This is a genomic window from Pseudosulfitobacter pseudonitzschiae (genome assembly GCF_002222635.1).
Classification (GTDB): Bacteria; Pseudomonadota; Alphaproteobacteria; order Rhodobacterales; family Rhodobacteraceae; genus Pseudosulfitobacter; species Pseudosulfitobacter pseudonitzschiae_A.
In genome coordinates this window covers 1,157,563-1,178,641 of sequence record NZ_CP022415.1, presented here as the reverse complement: position 1 = coordinate 1,178,641, position 21,079 = coordinate 1,157,563, and the positions used below count along the sequence as shown (strand labels likewise).

Below are 21,079 nucleotides of genomic sequence, written 5' to 3'. Positions count from 1 at the left end.
TAGACATACGAAGGCTCAAACCGTCCTGCACCGAAAGTGTTAGCCCTCGTAGGTGCCGTCCAGCCGTTCCTGCACTTCTTCAGCCAGCGATTCCGCCCGTGCGGCCAGCTCTGCCAGCGTGTCGGTCACCGACTGGGGCACCACGGGAATTTCGATGCGCTCGGGTTCGATCACCTGATTGCGCAGCCCTTCCAGTTCGGCCTCGCGTTCATCCAGTCTGGCCTGAATTTCGGCGACACGGTCCTCGACGCTTGCGGTTTTGTCGGCCAGCATCAGTCCGGCCATCAACAGCATCCGCGCTTCGGGCATCCGTCCGACCTGATCGGACAGAACCTTGGCCTCTTCGTCCAGCATCTTTGCGGCGGCTTGCAGATAGGTGTCTTCGCCTTCCTGACAGGCGACCTCGAACTGGCGGCCACCGATGGAAATGATCACTTCGGGCATCAGGCGTCCCCTTCTTCTTTGGCTGTGTCGTCGTCGGTGGCGGGCTCTTTCAGTAGCGGTGTCATCGCTGCAATGATGGTGTTCGCCTCGGACAGGTCGGCGGCATGGGTCGCGCGCAGTGCCTCAAGCTCGGCCATCATGGCCTTGTTGATCAGATGCGGTTCGGCCACGCCGGCGGCATTGGCGTCGCGCAATGCCTGATTGGATTGCGACAGCTGGATATTCGCCTTGCGCAACCGCTGCAAATCCGTGTCCAGCTTGCTCAGCTGCGCCTGTGTGCCCTCGGTGGCCTCGCGCAGTTTGGCCAGATCGCTTTCGTGGCGCTGGCTGAGCATTCGGATACGTTCCGTCAACTGAGCGGTTACGATCTTTTCCTCTTCCAGCGCCTGTTGGGTTGCGCTGTCGCCTCCCCCGGTGCCTGACAATTCCCCCAGCCCGCTGGCCACCCTGTCCATCGCGGCCATGATCCGGCGCTGCAACTCGATAATATCGCTCATCCGTCGTCCCTGTTTACGTTCTGCTTTTGTCGTTTCTCTATCGTTTTTCAGGCTTTGGCCACCGGCGAATCGCTCGGGTGACCCCGAATAGGCAAAGTCTAGCGAAACGGTACTGTAATTTCGCCCTCTTTGCGATCAACCACTTGCAGGCGGCTATTGATGTGCGCAACGGCGCCAACGGCCTCCGGCGCTTGACCCCTGCCCACGGGCTGATATGGAGCAGGGCAAGCTCGCCCATTTACAGCCAAAGGACTGCTGCCGTGGATCTCAAAGCACTTGCCAAAGCCAACCCTGACCACTGGTCCAAAGCCACCGCCATCCGTGCGCTGACACTGGATGCAGTCGCCGCTGCCAATTCCGGTCACTCGGGAATGCCGATGGGCATGGCCGACGTGGCCACCGTCTTGTTCGAAAAACACCTGAAATTCGACGCCTCCGCCCCCAACTGGCCGGACCGCGACCGGTTTATCCTGTCTGCGGGCCACGGCTCGATGCTGCTGTATTCGCTGCTGCACCTTGTGGGTGATGTCCAGTTCCCCCTGGAAGAGTTGAAGAATTTCCGCCAGGCGGGCGCGCGCACCGCGGGTCACCCTGAAAACTTCCTTGCCGATGCAATTGAAACCACAACCGGCCCGCTGGGTCAGGGTCTTGCCAATTCGGTCGGCTTTGCGATGGCCGAAGAAATGCAGCGCGCGCAATACGGACGCAAGGTTGTCGATCACTATACCTATGTGATCGCGGGCGACGGTTGCCTGATGGAAGGTGTCAGCCAAGAGGCGATCACCCTTGCGGGCCGTCACAAGCTGGGCAAGCTGATCGTGATGTGGGACAACAACAACATCACTATTGACGGCACCGTCGAGCTGAGCGACCGCACCGATCAGGTCAGCCGCTTCAAGTCCGCAGGCTGGCAGGTTCTGGAAATCGACGGTCACAACCCCGAAGAGATCGACGCCGCTCTGACGCAGGCCAAAAAGGGCTCGAAGCCGACGATGATCGCATGCAAAACCCACATCGCTTTGGGGCACGCGGCGCAGGACACCTCGAAGGGTCACGGCGCATTGACCGATCCCGAGCAGTTGCAAGCCGCCAAAGCTGCCTATGGCTGGACCACCGGCCCGTTCGAAATCCCTGCAGATGTAAAATTGGCGTGGGAAGAGATTGGCAAACGCGGCGCCGCCGAACACGCCGAATGGCAGACCCGCATCGAGGCGATCAGCAACACCAAGCGCGCCCAGTTCGAGCGCGCCTATGCGTTGGACGCCCCCAAGAAGCTGAGCGCCACGATCAAGGCATTCAAAAAGCAGATGTCGGAAAGCGCGCCCAAGCTGGCGACCCGCGCCAGCAGCGAAAAAGTGTTGGAAGTCGTCAACCCGATCATGCCCGAAACCGTTGGCGGCAGCGCCGATCTGACCGGTTCGAACAACACCAAAACCGGTGATCTGGGTGTTTTCGATGTGGACAACCGCAAGGGCCGCTATGTCTATTGGGGCATTCGCGAGCATGGCATGTCGTCCGCAATGAACGGTATGGTTCTGCACGGCGGCATCCGTCCCTATGGTGGTACGTTCATGTGCTTCACCGACTATGCCCGCCCTGCCATGCGTCTGGCGGCGCTGATGCAGGTGCCGACGGTCTTCGTGATGACTCACGACAGCATCGGTCTGGGCGAAGACGGCCCCACCCACCAGCCGGTCGAACATCTCGCGATTTCACGCGCGACGCCGAACACCTATGTGTTCCGGCCCGCCGACACCATCGAGACCGCCGAAGCGTGGGAAATCGCGCTGACCTCGAAATCGACGCCGTCGGTTCTGTCGCTGACCCGTCAGGGCCTGCCGACCGTGCGGACCGAGCATAAGAACAAGAACCTGACCGCACAGGGTGCCTATGTTCTGGCCGAAGCGGTGGGCAAACGTCAGGTGATCCTGATTGCCACCGGTTCCGAGGTCGAAGTGGCGTTGAAAGCCCGCGAGGCGCTGCAAGCCGATGGCATCGGCACCCGCGTGGTGTCCATGCCCTGCATGGAGCTTTTTGCCGAGCAGGACGAAGCCTATCGTCGCCGTGTTCTGCCTGCGGGCAGCGCCGTGCGCATCGGCATCGAAGCGGCTGTGCGTCAAGGCTGGGACCAGTGGTTGCTGGGCGAACGCGGTCGCGCGAACAAGGCTGATTTCGTCGGCATGGACCGGTTCGGCGCGTCGGCACCGGCAGAAGAGCTGTTTGAAAAGTTCGGGATCACCGCAGAGACCGTTGTGGCCAAGGCCAAAGTACTGCTTTGATCCAAGGCCTTATTACAGACTAAAACGCGCCGGTCGGGAAAGCCTGACCGGCGCGTTTTGCGTTTCGGGACGCGCGTGACCGGGCCACCGATGGCAGCGCCCACCCGTCACGCCAAAGACGTACTTTCGGGGGATGAACAGGCGGAGTTACCCACGCGGGTTTCTGACGGATTAAGCCAGCGTAAGGGTTATCAGGCCTGCAACTTCTTGCGATGGAACACAGCGCGCCACAGCGGGGTAACGATCTTTTCCCCGATGGGGATCAGAACCAGCCCAAGACCCAGACCGAATACACCATCCATCGCGGCCTTTGTCGCCCATTCGGCTGCCCCCTGCCATGTCTCGCTGACCGCATGGCCGGCGGCAGCGGCCCAATCGTGGGTAAAGTGCCCCAGCGTGTCATAGCCCAAAACTTCAAGCCCGTGGACGATGATATTGCCCCCCACCCACAGCATCGCGGCGGTGCCGACCACCAGCAGGGTCTTTAGCACCCAAGGCATCGCATGTACGATCCCGCGACCCAGCGAACGAGTCGGTGCAAAACGCCCGTGACTGGCCATCGCCAGCCCCAGATCGTCGGCTTTGACGATCAACGCGACAGAGCCATATACCGCCAGCGTGATGATGATCGCTACACCGGCCAAGGTTGCCGCCTCCATCCAGAAGGTGCTTGCCGGAATGGCGGCCAATGCGATGGTCATGATTTCGGCGGACAGGATGAAATCGGTCTTGATGGCACCTTGGGCCTTTTCTTCCTCAAGGTGCGCCGGGTCGTCGGGTACTTCTGCGGCTTTTGGGTGGTCGGTATGCCCGTGCCCGCCTATGCCGACGGCATGGGCCACCTTTTCGGCCCCCTCGAAGCACAGGTAACAGCCCCCCAGCATCAGCAGCGGCGTGATCGCCCAAGGCGCGAAGGCCGACAGCGCCAGCCCCGCAGGCAGCAAGAACACCAGCTTGTTGCGCAGCGATCCCTTGGCGATGCGCCAGATGATCGGCAGCTCGCGGTCGGCGGAAAAGCCGGTCACATATTTGGGTGTCACGGCTGCATCGTCGATCACGGCACCTGCCGCCTTGGCGCTGGCCTTGGCGGCCTGACCGATCACATCATCGACCGAAGCCGCCGCCACTTTGGCGATCGCCGCCACATCATCCAATAGGGCCAGAAGTCCGCTCATATCGTTCCTTTCGAGGTGCTTGGCTTACAGCTAACACTGCCGTCGCGAAAGACAATCGTGCAATCGCAGCAAATGGGCCACAGGTTTATCGCTAACAGCTTGTTTTCAGGTGTTTCGCCGGTTTTGGCCTGTCGCTATACAGCCCCTAACATCCCACACAAGGACGCAGAACATGACCATCAGAGTTGGAATCAACGGGTTTGGCCGCATCGGCCGCTGCACCCTGTCCCACATCGCCTCAAGCGGTCGCAATGACATTCAGGTGGTCAAGCTGAACGCCACCGGCCCACTGAAAAGCGCGGCACACCTGATCAAATACGATTCCGTTCACGGCCCGTTTCCCGGCATGGTCCAGATTGGCGACAACACACTGGATCTGGGCCGCGGCCCGATTGACGTGATGTCGACCTATGACATGGACGCGCTGGACTGGGACGGCTGCGATGTCGTTCTGGAATGCACCGGCATGTTCAACGACGGCCTCAAGGCGAAATCCCACATCGAACGCGGCGCAGGCAAAGTGCTGCTGTCAGCCCCCGGCAAGAACGTCGACCGCACCGTGGTCTACGGCGTCAACGACAAGGAACTGACCAGCATTGACCGCATGGTCAGCAACGGGTCGTGTACCACCAACTGTCTGGCCCCGCTGGCCAAGGCGCTGGATGATGCGTTCGGCATTGAAAGCGGGTTGATGACCACAATCCACAGCTATACCGGCGACCAACCGACACTGGACAAGCGGCACAGCGATCTTTACCGCGCCCGCGCTGCCGCTATGAGCATTATTCCCACATCGACCGGTGCGGCCAAAGCCTTGGGCGAAGTGCTGCCGAAACTGGCGGGCAAACTGGACGGCACCGCCATGCGCGTGCCCACGCCAAACGTCTCGGCTGTGGACCTGACCTTTATCGCAGGCCGCGATGTCACGGCCGAAGAGGTGAACGCCGCGATGAAGGCCGCGTCCGAAGGCCCGATGAGCCGCGTTCTGGCCTATGACGACGAGATGAAAGTCTCGGTCGATTTCAACCACACCGAACATTCGTCGATCTTTGCCCCAGACCAGACCAAAGTGACCGGCGGCAATCTGGTGCGCGTGCTGGCGTGGTATGACAACGAATGGGCATTCTCGTGTCGCATGGCCGATGTGGCCGTGGCCATGGGCCGTTTGTCGTAACCATCACCGCCACTTGCGGGAACGGGGTGGGGCTGTCACAACAGCCCTGCCCTTTTTGATTGAGCTTGCCCCTGATGACCAACACTTTGTCGCTAATACTGGCCGCGTTCCTGATTGCCGGGATCAGCTATGACGTTGTCACCAATGACAGTGCAAATCTGGTGTTTCTGGGCAAAGAGTTGTTTGATTTGATCGAATGGATGGCTTTCTGGCGCTGACGCACTGCCCATTCCGCCCCTGATGTGCCAGACTGAAAGCGCGTCGGAAGTGCGGTTGACAATATAGTCGCGCCGCATATGTTAGCGCTAACTTGAAAATTGGGGGCCAGAACATGCCGACGAAAATCGCAATCAACGGATTTGGACGCATCGGACGCAACGTGCTGCGCGCGCTGATCGAGCGCGGAGGGGACGACCTGCAAGTGGTTGCGATCAACGATCTGGCCGAACCTGCCACCAACGCGCATCTGTTCGAATTCGACTCGGTGCATGGCCGCTATAACGGCACCGTCAACCTAAGCGGTGATACGATGGACGTGGGCGCAGGCCCGATCCGCATGAGCGCCGAGCGTGATCCGTCGAAACTGAACTGGGGCGATGTGGACATCGCGCTGGAATGTACCGGCCTGTTCAAAACCGACGAGACCGCAGGCGCACACCTGAAAAACGGCAGCAACAAGGTTCTGATTTCCGCGCCCGGCAAGGGCGAGATGAAAACAATCGTTTATGGCGTGAACCACGATATTCTGACCGCAGAGGACAAGATCGTTTCGAACGCGTCCTGCACAACCAACTGTCTGGCCCCCTTGTGCAAAGCGCTGCACGAAGAGTTCGGCATCGTACGCGGCACCATGACCACGATCCATGCCTATACCGGCGGCCAACCCACCCATGACCGCGCCAACAGCGATCTGGCACGGGGCCGCGCGGCGGCGCTGTCGATGGTGCCCACCTCGACAGGTGCGGCCAAGGCGATCGGTCTGGTGATGCCCGAGCTGGACGGCCGTATCTTTGGCACCTCGTTACGGGTGCCCACACCAAATGTCTCATGCGTGGACCTGACGGTGGAAGTGTCGAAAGAGACCGACATCGCAGGGGTGAACGCCGCCCTGTCCAAAGCCGCCCGCGCATCGGGTGGCGTGTTGGAAGTCGAAGCCCGCCCGCTGGTATCGGTCGACTTCAACCACACCGCTGCCAGCTCGACCGTGGCGCTGGACCAGACCCATGTGCAGAACGGCACAATGGTACGCATCCTGTCGTGGTATGACAACGAATGGGGCTTTTCCAACCGGATGCTGGACACCGCACTGGCGATGGCAAACGCCAAGTAATCCGGACGCTATTGGCAGAGGCGAAAGCCGCCCTGCCGGGCGATCACGTCCAGATGCAAGTGGTCACTGTGTGAGTCATCTGACCCCGGTCCCAACACAGTTGTGAAATGCAGGCATGCCGTCGCCCGCACGGCATCCTGAAAGCTTTCGGCCAACGTCCCATCGCGCGCGCGGGGGGCCACCTTGATCTGCGATCCGTCCTTGAACCGGAACGCCATGATGTCGATGGCATTGCCATAGGCGTGTTCGGACAGCTTTCCGTCCGGCTGGTTATTGCGCCCTCGGCAGTCATAGCCACTGCCTTTGGTCAGTTTCACCACCGGACCACGCTTTAATGTGGCAGCGGCAGGTTGGACAAAATCGCGCAGCCATGTGCCCAAGGCCGCCGCTGTTTCGCAACGCATCAATGCGGGGGTGTCAATTTCAATACCCTGCACCGGCTGCGTCAGGCGCACAGGATTGGCGATGCCGCAATCGCGGTCATCTCCGGTGCGCGGATCATCAAGTTTGTAGACCGCACCCAATTCATTCAGCGTACCCAGACAGGAAACAAGCGCGGCGTTGGTCTCTTGCAGTGTCTGCCAGGCCGACGGGGCCAGTGGTTCCGGCGGCGCTGCCACTTCTGGCGCCTCTTGTGATGGTGCGTCGGCCTCGGGCGGGGTCTTGGATAGCTCTGGCGCTTCTGCGCTGGCCTGTGTCTTTGCCACAGGTTTTTCCGGTGGCACCAGCGACGCATCAGGCGCGCCCTGCCCCGACGCGCCCCCCGGTGCCATCATCACAGACAACGCCAAAGACACAATCGCTGCACGGATCATTCGCGAAACTCGACCGTCACACCGGTGCCGACCAAGGACGCCAGTTCCTGCGCGTCCCAGTTCGCCATACGCACACAGCCGTGCGAATGCGCGGTGAACAGGCTGGCCGGTTCGGGCGTACCGTGAATTCCGTAGGTGGGTTTCGACAGATCAATCCACACCAGACCCACAGGGCCGTTCGGTCCGGGCGGCAAGGTCAGCGGCTTGTCGTTCTCGCCCTGCTTGAAATTCACGTCGGGATTATAGTGATAGGTCGGCTCTAGCGCCACAGCCTCGACCGTCATGTTCCCCGAGGGCGACGGCGTTCCGGCCGAGCCCACGGCCACTGGATAATTGGCGATCTCTTGGCCCGTCGCATCCCATGCCCTCAAACGCCGGTCGGATTTGTCGATGATGATCTTGGTCACCTGCCCAATCGCGTTAGTGCCGGGTTCAACCACCACGATGGTTTCACCCGCATAGAATCCGGCCTCCGGGTTGACCAGTTTCAGGAACCCCTCGCTCATGTGGAAGCGTTCAGCCAGCTTTTCCGAAACGCGGGTAAAGCCCATGCGGTCCAGTTGCGCCAATGCGCCATAATCGCTTGGCAGCGGTGCGGACAGGCCCGAAGCATCGTTTTCGGTGATCGTATATTCTTTCATATAGATGTCGACATTGTTGCCGCCCAGCATATCCCAGACCTGCGCATCCAGCAGACCGTCGACCGGCAGACCCATGCGCGTTTCATAGGCTTTTAGCGCGCTTTCGGTCATACCGCCTTTGACGCCGTCAATGATCGACACCGAAACACCGGCGCGGTCCAACAACACTTGTAGTTTGACTGTTACGGGGCTGCGTCCTTCAGGCAGACCACCCTCGCCTGCATAGCTGGCGGCGTTGACGGTCGCGGGGGTCACGGGCTGCGAAGGTATTTCAGTCGTCTGGGTTGTGGGGGATTGGTCGGTGGGGGGCTGTTCCGGAACGCTTTGCGGCACCCCGTCAGGGGTTATAACACCTTGCGTCTCCGCGTTTTCCTGTTCCGACAATGCCCTAGACAGTTCCGAAACGCTGGGCACGTCTGAACGGGTCTGCGACGGGTCGGTGTCGTCCAGCGCGGATTCGGCCATCGGAATGATCGGATCGGCGGGCACGGGCACGGGCTGCTCTTGCGTGGCGGGCGGCACGGTTGGCGCAGGATCAAGCTGGGTAGTTGTCGGGGTCTGTGCGACCAGAGGGGACGCAACAAGCGTCAACAGGGCGATGCGGGCGATGTGCGATGTGTATGACATGCCAACAAACGTGGCCGCTGTTGTCCCGGTTCCCGCGTCAGCCTGAAAGTTTCGTGATCAACGCGGTATTAACCTGCGGCGTGACAAATTTGGTAACATCGCCGTCCAGCCGCGCGATTTCCTTGACCAGCTTCGACGCGATCGCCTGATGCGTCGCTTCGGCCATCAGGAACACAGTCTCGATTTCGTCGTTCAACTGGCGGTTCATGCCGACCATCTGATATTCATACTCAAAATCCGCCACAGCCCGCAGACCCCGAATGATCATCTGCGCACCGACATCCGACGCGCAATCAATCAACAGGTTCTCGAAAGGATGAACGATAATCTCTGTCTTGGTCTGTTCGGCCAGCTTGGCGCATTCTGCCTCGATCATGGCGACCCGCTCTTCCAGCGAGAACAGCGGCCCCTTGTCACGGTTGATCGCAACCCCGATTACCAGCCTGTCGACCAGCGACGTTGCGCGGCGGATAATGTCGATATGTCCCAAGGTGATGGGGTCGAATGTGCCGGGATAAAGGCCAACGCGCATGGGCGTGCTCCGTGGTCAAGGTAATATTATTTCGCGGCAAGCAACCACTTGGAACACAAGAATGCAAGCGCCAAGACGTAGCGTCAGACAGTTATGACAACCGGCACGTCAGCGCCCCATGATCATCCCTTGCAAGGCGTCCTTTTCCATCGACACTTTGGACAAACGCGCCTTGACCACATCCCCTTGGGTGATCAGGCCGACCATTTTGCCGTCTTCAATCACGGGCATGTGGCGAAAACGCCCGTCTGACATATTCTGCAACACGCTTTCGACGCTGTCCTGACGTGTGCAGGTGACCAGTTTTTTGGTCATATAGGCCTCGACAGGGTCTTCGAGACAGCCGGCGCCACGGCTGGCAAGTTCGCGCACGATATCACGCTCGGACAGGATACCGTCGGCGGTAGAACCGTCTTTGGACACGACCACGCTGCCGAACTTGTGCTTGGCCAGAATTTTGGCAGCATCCGAGACGCTGGTGCCCGGTTTGACCGTGATCACCGCGTCACTGGATTTCGATTGCAGGATGTGATGGACAAGCATGGGAAACCTCGTGTGATGGTTTAACTGGCAATATACTGATCGTCCCCGCAAACCCCTTTTGAGTCAAGCGTGTGCCTCGAGTCGGGCCAGTTCCACGCGCAAGCCCGCCACCAGATCATCGGCAAAACGCGTCAGCCGCGCATTGTTGCGATCATCTGCATGACGGATCAGGTAAAAGGCACGGGTCAGGCTGATCCGGTCGGTCAGGATGCGGCGCAGACCGGTGGCTGCGGGCAATGCAAAGTCGTGGACAATTCCCACCCCGCCCCCCGCGCGCAACAGGTTCAGCTGGACCGAAACCGAATTCGACGCCAGTGCCGTGCGCGGCAGGCCGATGTCGGCCAGATAATCCAGCTCGCGATCAAAGATCATATCGGGGATATAACCGACGATCCGATGCCCTTGCAGGTCAGCGGCGGTCGTTATCTGCGGATGCCGCGCCAGATAGCTGTCGGCAGCGGCGAGATGCAGGCGGTAATCGGTGATCTTTTGCACGGTCAGCCGGCCCGCCGTGGGCGCGCTGACGCCGATGGCCAGATCCGCCTCGCGGCGCGACAGGTTGAAGACGCGCGGCAAAGCGACCACCTGGATGTCCAGATCGGGGTGCAGATCGGCCAGATCGGCGCAAACCTGCGGCATCAGATAGTTGGCACAGCCATCAGGTGCCCCGATGCGCACCTGCCCCGTCAGCCGGTCCGACTGTGCCCCCGACAGCGTCGATGTGGCCGCGCGCATCGCGGCCTCGGCTGCCTCGGCCTTGTCCATCAGGGTCACGCCTGCTTCGGTCAGCGCATAGCCTTGGGGGGATTTCACGAACAATGTGGCCCCCAATGACGCCTCCAATCGCACCATCCGGCGGCCCAGCGTGGCGGGGTCCAGCCGCAGCGTCTTGCCCGCTGCGGTCAGGCTGGCCTCGCGGGCGATGGCCAGAAACAGCCGCAGATCGTCCCAACGGGTTTCCATGTAGTCACGCGCCCTTCCCGATCCATTTTGCAAAAATGCAGGACTGTTTTGGTAAGATGCGTCTTTTCCATGTGTTTTTGCAAGGCTAGACTGCGCCCAACAGAACACCAACCCAAAGGATATTCCATGCAAGAGTTGACCCACTATCTGAACGGCGAACACGTCAAAGGCACCTCGGGCCGCTTTGCCGACGTGATGAACCCGTCCACAGGCGAGGTGCAGGCCCGCGTACCGCTGGCCAATGGCGCAGAACTGGACAAAGCTGTGGAATACGCTAGTGCTGCCCAACCCAAATGGGCCGCCACCAACCCCCAGCGCCGCGCCCGCGTGCTGATGAAATTCGTCGACCTGCTGAACCGAGACATGGACAAGCTGGCCGAAGCGCTCAGCCGCGAACACGGCAAGACCCTGCCCGACGCTGCCGGTGACGTTCAGCGCGGTCTGGAAGTGGTTGAATATTGCATCGGCGCGCCGCAATTGCTCAAAGGTGAATATACCGACAGCGCAGGCCCCGGCATCGACATGTATTCCATGCGTCAGGCCCTGGGCGTGACGGCGGGCATCACGCCCTTCAACTTTCCCGCCATGATCCCGATGTGGATGTTTGCGCCCGCCATTGCCTGCGGCAACGCCTTTATCCTCAAGCCGTCCGAGCGCGACCCCTCGGTGCCGCTGATGCTGGCCGAACTGCTGGAAGAAGCAGGCCTGCCCAAAGGCATCATTCAGGTGGTGAACGGCGACAAGGAAGCCGTTGACGCGATCCTGCACCACGATGTGATCCAGTCGGTGGGCTTTGTCGGCTCGACCCCGATTGCGGAATACATCTATGCCACGGGCTGCGCCAACGGCAAGCGCGTCCAGTGCTTTGGCGGTGCCAAGAATCACATGATCATCATGCCCGACGCCGACATGGATCAGGCCGCCGATGCGCTGATCGGTGCCGGTTACGGTGCGGCCGGCGAACGCTGCATGGCAATCTCGGTTGCGGTGCCCGTGGGCGACGAAACGGCCGATCGTCTGATGGAAAAACTGATCCCGCGCGTCGAAAAGCTGAAAGTTGGCCCCTACACGGCTGGCAACGACGTGGATTACGGCCCCGTCGTGACGGCTGCGGCCAAGGCAAACATCGAGCGTCTGGTACAAACAGGCATCGACCAAGGCGCAAAGCTGGTTGTCGATGGCCGTGGATTCAAGCTGCAAGGCTATGAAGACGGCTATTTCATCGGCCCGCACCTGTTCGACCATGCCACCAAGGATATGGACATCTACACACAGGAAATCTTTGGCCCCGTTCTGACCTGCGTGCGCGCCAAGGATTACGAAGAGGCGCTGGGTCTGGCGATGGATCACGAATACGGCAACGGCACCGCGATCTTTACCCGCGATGGCGATGCGGCGCGTGATTTCGCCAACCGGATCAACGTCGGCATGGTCGGCATCAACGTGCCGATCCCTGTGCCGCTGGCCTATCACACCTTTGGCGGCTGGAAAAAATCGGTCTTTGGCGACCTGAACCAGCACGGCCCCGACGCGTTCAAATTCTACACGCGCACCAAAACCGTGACCGCACGCTGGCCCTCGGGCATCAAGGAAGGCGGCGAATTCTCGATCCCTGTTATGGAATAAGCCCGCGACCAAACTAAGACCTGCTCCGGTGCCAATGGCGCCGGGGCGACATTCGGGGCCCGCGTCACGCGACCTGACAGCAAAAGCGCCTATTTCGACGATCAGGGAGGATGCGATGGATTTCGCACTGACAGACGAACAATCAGCCATTTTCGACATGGCCTATGGCTTTGGCCAAGATGCCATCGCACCCCATGCCCGCGACTGGGAGGCCCAAGGCACCATTCCCAAAGACCTTTGGCCCCAAGTGGGTGAATTGGGCTTTGGCGGGCTGTATGTGTCGGAAGACGCAGGCGGTGCCGGCCTGGGCCGTCTGGACGCCACATTGGTGTTCGAAGCGCTTAGCATGGCCTGCCCATCCGTCGCCGCGTTCCTGTCCATTCACAACATGTGCGCGCGCATGATCGACAGTTTTGCCAGCGACGAGATGAAAGCGCGGGTGCTGCCCGATGTTATCGCGATGAACACTGTACTTAGCTATTGTTTGACCGAACCGGGATCGGGATCGGATGCCGCCGCGCTGAAAACCCGCGCTGAACGGACGAACGAAGGCTACAGCCTGAATGGAACCAAAGCGTTCATTTCGGGCGGTGGCTATTCTGATGCCTATGTTTGCATGGTGCGCACCGGTGATGCAGGTGCGGGCGGCGTCAGCACCGTCTACGTCAAGGACGGCACAAAGGGGCTGTCCTTTGGTGCGTTGGAGGACAAAATGGGCTGGCGGTCGCAGCCCACGGCCCAAGTGCAGTTCGACAACTGCAATATCTCCAGCACCGATTTGATCGGGGAAGAGGGCAAGGGTTTCAAGTATGCGATGATGGGACTGGACGGGGGGCGTTTGAACATTGCCGCCTGTTCACTGGGTGCGGCCCAGACCGCATTGACCGCGACACTGAATTACATGGGTGAACGCAAGGCATTCGGCCAAAGCATCGACCAGTTTCAGGGCCTGCAATGGCGTCTGGCCGATATGGAGATCGAACTGCAAGCTGCACGGGTCTTTTTGCGTCAGGCCGCGTGGAAAATGGACCAGGGTGCGCCTGACGCCACCAAATTTTGCGCGATGGCTAAAAAGTTCGTGACCGACACCGGATCAAAGGTTGTCGACCAATGCCTGCAACTGCATGGCGGCTATGGCTATCTGGCCGATTACGGCATCGAAAAACTGGTGCGCGATTTGCGTGTTCACCAGATCCTTGAAGGCACCAACGAAATCATGCGCGTCATCGTCGCACGCGATATGTTGAAAAACCGATGAGCGATATTTCCATCAGAACGGTTGGCGTCGCGGGCCGTATCACCCTCACCCGCCCCAAGGCGCTGAACGCGATGACCTATGACATGTGTCTGGCCATCGAAGACGCGTTGGACCGGTGGCGCGATGACGCTGCGGTGAAACTGGTGATCATCGACGCCGAAGGCGACCGCGCCTTTTGTTCCGGCGGGGATATTGCCGAACTCTATGCCACAGGGCGCAAGGGCGATTTTGCCTATGGTCAGAGGTTCTGGGCTGACGAGTACCGTCTGAACGCCAAGATTTTTACCTATCCCAAGCCCATCGTCAGCTTCCTGCAAGGCTTTGTTATGGGCGGTGGCGTGGGCATTGGCTGTCACGGCTCGCACCGGATTGTGGGCGAAAGCAGCCAGATCGCCATGCCCGAGGTTGGCATCGGGTTGATCCCTGACGTGGGCGGTACGCTGATGCTGGCCCTGGCTCCGGAACGGCTGGGTGAATATCTGGGCACCACCGCTGCACGCATGGGGCCATCTGATGCGATTTTCGCAGGTTTTGCTGATAGTTACACTCCACAGCTAAAGTGGCCTGCGTTGATCGAACAACTGGAAAGCACCGGTGATGTCACCCTGTTGAACACCACGTCCGAGACACCCGAAACCGGCCCCCTGCAAGCGCAGTTGGACGACATCAACCGCCACTTTGGCGGTGAGTCGCTTGGCGATATCCGGCGTTCGTTGCAGGCAGAAGACAGCGACTTTGCCCGCGCCGCGCTGAAATCGCTGGATCGCAACAGCCCGCTGTCGATGGCCTGCACCATCGAGGCCCTGCACCGCCTGCGCGGTCCGTCCCTGACCATCGAAAAGGCGTTGGATCTGGAATACCGATTTACCGCGCGCGCGATGGAGCATGGCGATTTTCTTGAAGGTATCCGCGCTGCGATCATCGACAAGGACCGCAACCCTGCGTGGCAATATGCAGACACCGATGTACCGCCAAGCGCGGTCAGCAAGATGCTGCGCCCGCTGGGCGACAACGCACTGAAACTGGGAGGAACAGACCAATGAAAATCGGATTTATCGGCCTTGGCAACATGGGCGCGCCGATGGCGGCCAATCTGGCACAGGCGGGCCACGATGTAACAGGATTTGACGTCGCAGGCACCACTGCAGAAGGTGTGGCGCAAGCCGACACAATCAACGCCGCCGCCACCGGTATGGATGTGGTAATTACCATGCTGCCCAACGGCGCAATTTTGCGCGATGTAGCGGCCCAGATCATTCCGCTGATGTCCAAGGGCGCGTGTTTTATCGACTGTTCCACCGTAGACGTGGACAGCGCAAGGGCCGTGGCACAAGACGCTGAAAAGGCAGGGATTCTGGCCGTAGACGCCCCCGTTTCGGGCGGCGTTGGCGGCGCCTCGGGCGGCACGTTGACCTTTATGGCGGGCGGCAGTGCAGATGCCTTTGCCAAGGCCGAACCGCTGTTTGACATCATGGGCCAAAAGGCGGTGCATTGCGGCGCGGCAGGTGCCGGACAGGCCGCCAAAATCTGCAACAACATGATCCTTGGCGCCACCATGATCGCCACCTGCGAGGCCTTTGCGCTGGCCGACAAACTGGGGCTGGAGCGACAGAAGATGTTTGACGTGGTCAGCACATCCTCGGGCTATTCATGGAGCATGAACGCCTATTGCCCCGCCCCGGGTGTCGGGCCGCAATCGCCTGCGGACAACGATTACAAGCCGGGCTTTGCAGCCGAACTGATGCTGAAAGATCTGGGGCTGAGCCAGCAGGCCGCCGAAACCGCCGACGCGGACACGCCGATGGGGCAACTGGCGCTGTCGTTGTATAAAACCTTTGTCGAGGACGAAGGCGGCAAAGGCCGCGATTTCAGCGCGATGCTACCACGGTTTTCCAAACGTGGCCGCGGCTGACAGCCTAAGGAACCGTTTACACGCATAAGGCGTTATCCCCTGAACCATGCGTCCTTGGGGGGCAACGCAACCATGAGCCAGAACTCCACGGCTTTGCCGGTCGTCGGCATCTTTATCATCATGCTGATCTACGGGCTTGTCGCTGCGGCCTCATTTCTGATTCCGGTTACTGCGGCCGTGCTGGCCTATTTCGTGCTCAGCCGTCCGCGTCGCGGTCTGGAACGCCTTGGGATTCCCAGTGCGCTGATCGCATTTTGCTTTACCGGCCTGATCATCAGCCTGATTTCCCTGTCACTTTATTACTTTTCGTCACCTGTCAGCATGATGGTGCGGGACGTGCCCGAACTGCTGGAACAAATGCAAAACCGCATCGGTGCGGCACAGAATGGCACGATCAAGGCCGTGGCGGAAGCCGCTGAAGCTGTTGATAACATGATCGAAAACAGCGACGGTTTGGCGCAAAAACCCGTCGAAGTGGCCGTCGTGGACGAGGACAACTCGAAACGCCAGATCCTCACACTTGCGCCGCAACTGGTCAGCCAGTTGTTGTTTGCGGTGCTTTTGCTGTTCTTCCTGCTCAGTTCGGGCGACTTTTTCCTGCAACGCGCCGTGGAAAGCATCGGCCAGACCAAGGACAAGACCCGCGCGCTGGAGTTTGTCACCACAATTGAGCGCAGATTGGGCCGCTATCTGGGTGGCATCACCCTGATCAACGCAGGGCTAGGGCTAACCATCGGCTCATGCCTGTATGCGCTGGGTGTGAACCAATATATCGCAATTGGCGTGATGGCCTTTGCGTTGAATTTTATTCCTTACTTCGGGGGCTTGGCGGGGGCGTGCATCGCGGCCCTTTTGGCGTCGTCGCAATACGGTGCAATCTGGTCGCCAGTGCTGGTTTTTCTGGTCTACATGACTTGCACCAGCATCGAGGGACAAGTGGTCACGCCGCTGCTTATCTCGCGGCGGATGCACCTGAACGCGCCCGTTCTGTTTCTGGTGGTGGCATTTTTTGCCTATATCTGGTCCGTTATCGGCATGATCGTGGCGGTTCCATTGCTGATCGTGGCCAAGATCATTCTGGACGAGATCGAGCCGATGCGCCATCTGGGCCGGTTTCTGGGCGATGCACAAGACATCGGAGCCAATTCACAAACGAAACTGGAAATGGACATTCTCAAACAAGGAACAAAATCCAAATGAAACATCTCCTCATCCTTGTCGCGTCGGTTGCTGTTGCCAGCACAGGCTTTGCCGTGCCCGCCCTTGCCGCCACCGCGACCCCCCGCGTCCACATCAAAAGTGATCCGGTTTTGCTGATTAAGAACGACAAAAATAACCCCGGAAAATCCGAAAAAGGCAAAGCCAAGGGCAAGGGCCCCAAAGCCGACAAGCACAATGACGGACCGAAGAAAGCCAAAAGCCACAAAGACACAAACCGAGGACACGTCAGAGGCAATAACGGTCCCCGCAAGTCCCGCGACCGCACCGATCTGGACCGCGTCGCACGCGAAATCCTGAACGTACAGGCCCCAAAAGACCGCGACCTGCGCAGCATCATCACTGCACTGCCGCTGGCGCTGTTGGGACTGGACACGGTTTATGCCGATATTCCCGAAGAAGCCCGCTTGCGCTATCGCAACTGCCCCCCCGGTTTGGCCAAGAAAGACCCGCCTTGCGTTCCACCCGGACTGGCCAAACAAGGTGTGACCTATGAACAATGGGTGGATCATGACGACCGCTACTATGACCGATTGCTGAATGACCGAGTAGACATCTACCGCGACCGCGACATTCAGCCTTATGATCAGTTGCTGCTGAGCTCCGGTCAGATCGCAAACCTTTATGATCTGGCACCTGCGCCCTTGAACCAGCGCTACGCGCTGATTGACGGCATGCCAGTACTTCTTAGCATGAGGGAGTACGATACTTTATTGAAAGTCAATAGCTTGGCGCGCGTTGTTGATCTACCCGACGGGGTGGGTCTGGCGCCTACAGCAGCGCTGACACAGGCCGAGATTCAGCGTATGTACCGTCTGCCAGCACCCGCCACCGGATATAACTATGCAACTGTGAACGGCGAAGTTCTGGTACTGGAGGATGACGCTTTCGAGACGCTGCAACTGATCCGCATCGCTCGCGCCGTTCTTTGACGCCTCAGGGTCGCCGCCCTATTCGGCGGCGACCTTGCGACCTTGCAGCATCGGTTTGAGATAACGGCCCGTGTGGCTGGCCGCGACTTCAGCGACCTCTTCGGGGGTGCCTGTGGCCACCACCTGCCCGCCGCCGTCACCGCCCTCTGGGCCGATATCGATCAGGTAATCGGCGGTTTTGACCACATCCAGATTGTGTTCGATCACCACGACCGAATTGCCCTGATCCACCAGTTCGTGCAGTACTTCCAACAGCTTGCGCACATCCTCGAAGTGCAGGCCGGTGGTAGGTTCATCCAGAATGTAAAGCGTCCGGCCCGTCGAGCGTCTGGCCAGTTCTTTCGACAGCTTTACCCGCTGCGCCTCGCCACCTGAAAGGGTCGTCGCTTGCTGGCCCACCTTGATATAGCCCAGCCCGACGCGCATCAGCGCGTCCATTTTTTCACGGATCGACGGGACCGCCTGAAAGAAGGTTTGGGCGTCTTCCACCGTCATATCCAGCACGTCAGCAATCGACTTGCCCTTGAAGGTGACCTCAAGCGTTTCGCGGTTGTACCGCTTGCCCTTGCAGGTTTCACATTCGACGTAAACGTCGGGCAAGAAGTGCATTTCGATCTTGATAACACCATCGCCCTGACAGGCCTCGCAGCGCCCGCCCTTGACGTTAAAGCTGAAACGCCCTGGCTTATAGCCGCGCGCCTTTGACTCAGGCAGGCCCGCAAACCAATCGCGGATCGGGGTAAAGGCACCGGTGTAAGTCGCTGGATTCGACCTCGGGGTGCGCCCGATGGGGCGTTGGTCAATGTCGATAACCTTGTCCAGATGCTCCAACCCCTTGATCGTTTCGCAGGGCGCTGGTGTCTGGCGCGCACCGTTCAACCGCATCGAGGCGGTTTTGAACAGGGTTTCGATCGTCAGCGTGGATTTGCCGCCGCCCGACACACCGGTGACGCAGACAAATTTGCCCAGCGGGAAGTCAACCGTGATGTCCTGAAGGTTGTTGCCCGAGGCCTTGACCACCTTCACCGACTTTTTCTTGCCCTTCCGACGGGTCGCGGGCACAGCAATCTCGCGTGCCCCGGTCAGATACTGGCCGGTGATGCTGTCAGGGTTGGCGGCGATCTGGTCGGGCGTGCCGTGGGCCACCACGCGCCCGCCGTGCACCCCTGCCCCCGGTCCGATGTCAAAAACATAGTCCGCCTCGCGGATCGCTTCCTCGTCGTGTTCGACCACAATGACCGTATTGCCCTGATCGCGCAGATTTTTCAGCGTGCCCAGCAGCCGGTCGTTGTCGCGTTGGTGCAGACCGATGGACGGCTCGTCGAGCACATAAAGAACCCCTGTCAGCCCCGAACCGATCTGGCTGGCCAGCCGGATTCGCTGGCTTTCGCCACCCGACAATGTACCGCTGTTGCGGCTGAGGGTCAGGTATTCAAGCCCGACATTGTTCAGAAAACCAAGCCGCTCGCGGATTTCCTTGAGGATCGCACGGGCGATTTCGTTTTTCTGCTTGGTCAGGTTGTCTGGCACGGTTTCGCACCACGCATAGGCCTCGCGGATCGACATTTCGACCACCTGACCCGCGTGCAGCAATTCGTCCGGCCTGTCGGCAGGGCCGATTTTCACAGCAAGCGCCTCGGGGCGCAAACGGTAACCGTGGCAGGTACCGCAGGGGCGGTTGTTCTGATAGCGTTCGAACTCTTCGCGGACCCAGTTGCTGTCGGTCTCGCGGTAGCGACGTTCCATATTGGGAATGACCCCTTCGAACGTGCGCGTCACCGAATAAACGCGCCCGCCTTCGTCGTAACGGAACGGGATTTCGTCCTTGCCCGAACCGAACAGGAACACCTGTTGCACATGCGCATCCAGATCCTTCCACTTGGTCTGAGGGTCAAATTCGTAATGCTTTGCAATGGCTTCAATCGTTTGCAGGAAATAGGGCGACTTGCCCTTGCGCCACGGCGCCAGCGCGCCGTCGTAAATCTTCAGGTTCTGGTCGGGCACCACCAAACGTTCATCAAAGAACAGCTCGACCCCCAGCCCGTCGCAATCGGGGCATGCGCCAAAGGGCGCGTTGAAGGAGAACAGGCGCGGTTCGATCTCGGGGATGGTAAAGCCGCTGACGGGGCAGGCGAATTTCTCGGAAAACGTCATGCGTTCAGGCTCGTCCGCGTCGTCATTGCCACCGGCCCCAACCGGCGCGGTTTCCAGAACGGCGATGCCGTCGGCCAAATTCAGCGCAGTGCGCAAGGAGTCAGCAAGTCGCGTTTCCAGCCCCTCGCGCACCACAATGCGGTCCACGACCACGTCGATGTCATGGCGGAATTTCTTGTCCAGCACCGGGGGCTCGTCCAGATCGTAAAATTCACCGTTCACCTTGACCCGCTGATAGCCTTGCTTGCGCAACTCGATGAATTCCTTGCGGTATTCGCCTTTGCGGTCGCGGATGACCGGCGCCAGAAGATAGGCGCGCGTGCCCTCCTTCATCGCCATCGTACGGTCGACCATGTCCTGAACCTGCTGTGCCTCGATGGGCTTGCCGGTGGCGGGCGAATAGGGCGTACCGACGCGGGCGAACAACAGCCGCATATAGTCGTAAATCTCGGTCACGGTGCCGACGGTCGAGCGGGGGTTCTTCGACGTGGTCTTTTGTTCGATCGAGATCGCGGGCGACAGGCCACTGATGTGGTCCACGTCCGGTTTTTGCATCATGTCAAGGAACTGGCGCGCATAGGCAGACAGCGATTCCACATAGCGGCGCTGCCCTTCGGCATAGATCGTATCGAAGGCCAGCGAGGATTTGCCCGACCCCGACAGGCCGGTGATCACCACCAGCTGGTCGCGCGGAATATCCACGTCAATGGATTTCAGGTTGTGCTCGCGCGCACCGCGCACTTCGATGTTTTTCAGCTCTGCCATATCCGCCCCAAGGTTAACGGTCTGTACATAGGTGCCCGTGGCGGATTCTCCAATGATAAAAACAGAACCAATGGGGAACATGGCTTGACCACTGACACAATATGTCAGCAGCCGCCCTCTACGGGGGGCTGGACCGACTCGCAAAGGCGTGATCTTTTGACCGCATATTGAACGGCACATTTTTTGAAGAGGGT

General features: G+C 59.8%; 19 protein-coding genes. 10 read left to right on the top strand and 9 right to left on the bottom strand.

Annotation, left to right across the window (positions count from 1 at the left end; translation table 11 throughout):
* Positions 1-39: 39 nt before the first annotated feature.
* Together SULPSESMR1_RS05645 and SULPSESMR1_RS05640 are read right to left on the bottom strand one after the other, a co-directional pair.
* Positions 40-444 carry a cell division protein ZapA gene (locus SULPSESMR1_RS05645; protein WP_089419935.1) on the bottom strand — a complete coding sequence of 135 codons (405 nt, stop codon included), beginning with the start codon at positions 442-444 and terminating at the stop codon, positions 40-42.
* Complete coding sequence (locus SULPSESMR1_RS05640) at positions 444-941, bottom strand: hypothetical protein (protein ID WP_089419934.1); 498 nt, start codon at positions 939-941, stop codon at positions 444-446. The genes SULPSESMR1_RS05645 and SULPSESMR1_RS05640 overlap by 1 nt, the downstream gene beginning before the upstream one ends.
* A 260-nt stretch (positions 942-1,201) precedes the next feature.
* Between SULPSESMR1_RS05640 and tkt the strand changes: the two genes are divergently transcribed.
* Entirely contained in the window at positions 1,202-3,220 is a 2,019-nt protein-coding gene (tkt, locus tag SULPSESMR1_RS05635; RefSeq protein ID WP_089419933.1) for a transketolase, read from the top strand.
* A gap of 191 nt (positions 3,221-3,411) precedes the next feature.
* On the opposite strand, the gene SULPSESMR1_RS05630 is transcribed toward tkt, so the two are convergent.
* Complete coding sequence (locus SULPSESMR1_RS05630) at positions 3,412-4,395, bottom strand: DUF808 domain-containing protein (protein WP_089419932.1); 984 nt, start codon at positions 4,393-4,395, stop codon at positions 3,412-3,414.
* Positions 4,396-4,567: 172 nt separating this feature from the next.
* Between SULPSESMR1_RS05630 and gap (SULPSESMR1_RS05625) the strand changes: the two genes are divergently transcribed.
* The 3 genes from gap (SULPSESMR1_RS05625) (at position 4,568) to gap (SULPSESMR1_RS05620) (ending at position 6,899) form a co-directional block, all read left to right on the top strand.
* Positions 4,568-5,569, top strand: coding sequence for a type I glyceraldehyde-3-phosphate dehydrogenase (gap, locus tag SULPSESMR1_RS05625; protein WP_089419931.1), 1,002 nt, complete (start codon positions 4,568-4,570; stop codon positions 5,567-5,569).
* A 74-nt stretch (positions 5,570-5,643) separates the two neighbouring features.
* On the top strand, positions 5,644-5,787 hold the full coding sequence (locus SULPSESMR1_RS25205; protein ID WP_198362857.1) for a hypothetical protein: 144 nt from the start codon (positions 5,644-5,646) through the stop codon (positions 5,785-5,787).
* 113 nt (positions 5,788-5,900) lie between these two features.
* Positions 5,901-6,899: a type I glyceraldehyde-3-phosphate dehydrogenase gene (gap, locus tag SULPSESMR1_RS05620; RefSeq protein ID WP_089419930.1), complete on the top strand. Its 999-nt coding sequence runs from the start codon at positions 5,901-5,903 to the stop codon at positions 6,897-6,899.
* 8 nt (positions 6,900-6,907) lie between these two features.
* On the opposite strand, the gene SULPSESMR1_RS05615 is transcribed toward gap (SULPSESMR1_RS05620), so the two are convergent.
* The 5 genes from SULPSESMR1_RS05615 to SULPSESMR1_RS05595 all read right to left on the bottom strand — a co-directional run bounded on the left by SULPSESMR1_RS05615 (position 6,908) and on the right by SULPSESMR1_RS05595 (position 11,020).
* Positions 6,908-7,714, bottom strand: coding sequence for an extensin-like domain-containing protein (locus tag SULPSESMR1_RS05615; RefSeq protein WP_089419929.1), 807 nt, complete (start codon positions 7,712-7,714; stop codon positions 6,908-6,910).
* Positions 7,711-8,982: a L,D-transpeptidase family protein gene (locus SULPSESMR1_RS05610; RefSeq protein ID WP_240311253.1), complete on the bottom strand. Its 1,272-nt coding sequence runs from the start codon at positions 8,980-8,982 to the stop codon at positions 7,711-7,713. The genes SULPSESMR1_RS05615 and SULPSESMR1_RS05610 overlap by 4 nt, the downstream gene beginning before the upstream one ends.
* Before the next feature lie 37 nt (positions 8,983-9,019).
* Positions 9,020-9,514, bottom strand: a complete 495-nt coding sequence (coaD, locus tag SULPSESMR1_RS05605) for a pantetheine-phosphate adenylyltransferase (protein ID WP_089419928.1) — start codon at positions 9,512-9,514, stop codon at positions 9,020-9,022.
* A 108-nt stretch (positions 9,515-9,622) separates the two neighbouring features.
* A complete protein-coding gene (locus SULPSESMR1_RS05600; RefSeq protein ID WP_089419927.1) occupies positions 9,623-10,057 on the bottom strand; it encodes a CBS domain-containing protein in 435 nt (144 codons plus the stop codon).
* 63 nt (positions 10,058-10,120) lie between these two features.
* A complete protein-coding gene (locus tag SULPSESMR1_RS05595; RefSeq protein ID WP_089419926.1) occupies positions 10,121-11,020 on the bottom strand; it encodes a LysR family transcriptional regulator in 900 nt (299 codons plus the stop codon).
* Between the two features lie 126 nt (positions 11,021-11,146).
* Between SULPSESMR1_RS05595 and SULPSESMR1_RS05590 the strand changes: the two genes are divergently transcribed.
* The 6 genes from SULPSESMR1_RS05590 to SULPSESMR1_RS05565 all read left to right on the top strand — a co-directional run bounded on the left by SULPSESMR1_RS05590 (position 11,147) and on the right by SULPSESMR1_RS05565 (position 17,966).
* A complete protein-coding gene (locus SULPSESMR1_RS05590; RefSeq protein ID WP_089419925.1) occupies positions 11,147-12,646 on the top strand; it encodes a CoA-acylating methylmalonate-semialdehyde dehydrogenase in 1,500 nt (499 codons plus the stop codon).
* A 115-nt stretch (positions 12,647-12,761) separates the two neighbouring features.
* Positions 12,762-13,904 (top strand): acyl-CoA dehydrogenase family protein, encoded by a 1,143-nt coding sequence (locus SULPSESMR1_RS05585; protein WP_089419924.1) that lies wholly within the window; start codon positions 12,762-12,764, stop codon positions 13,902-13,904.
* Positions 13,901-14,947, top strand: coding sequence for an enoyl-CoA hydratase/isomerase family protein (locus tag SULPSESMR1_RS05580; protein ID WP_089419923.1), 1,047 nt, complete (start codon positions 13,901-13,903; stop codon positions 14,945-14,947). Before SULPSESMR1_RS05585 ends, SULPSESMR1_RS05580 begins: the two co-directional genes overlap by 4 nt.
* Positions 14,848-15,816, top strand: coding sequence for a 3-hydroxyisobutyrate dehydrogenase (gene mmsB, locus SULPSESMR1_RS05575; protein WP_240311254.1), 969 nt, complete (start codon positions 14,848-14,850; stop codon positions 15,814-15,816). The genes SULPSESMR1_RS05580 and mmsB overlap by 100 nt, the downstream gene beginning before the upstream one ends.
* Positions 15,817-15,888: 72 nt before the next feature.
* Positions 15,889-17,016 (top strand): AI-2E family transporter, encoded by a 1,128-nt coding sequence (locus SULPSESMR1_RS05570; RefSeq protein WP_089419921.1) that lies wholly within the window; start codon positions 15,889-15,891, stop codon positions 17,014-17,016.
* Positions 17,013-17,966 carry a transketolase gene (locus SULPSESMR1_RS05565; protein ID WP_240311255.1) on the top strand — a complete coding sequence of 318 codons (954 nt, stop codon included), beginning with the start codon at positions 17,013-17,015 and terminating at the stop codon, positions 17,964-17,966. Before SULPSESMR1_RS05570 ends, SULPSESMR1_RS05565 begins: the two co-directional genes overlap by 4 nt.
* A gap of 18 nt (positions 17,967-17,984) precedes the next feature.
* Here the strand turns inward: SULPSESMR1_RS05565 and uvrA are convergent, their stop codons facing one another.
* Positions 17,985-20,885, bottom strand: coding sequence for an excinuclease ABC subunit UvrA (gene uvrA, locus SULPSESMR1_RS05560; RefSeq protein WP_089422173.1), 2,901 nt, complete (start codon positions 20,883-20,885; stop codon positions 17,985-17,987).
* Between the last annotated feature and the right edge of the window lie 194 nt (positions 20,886-21,079).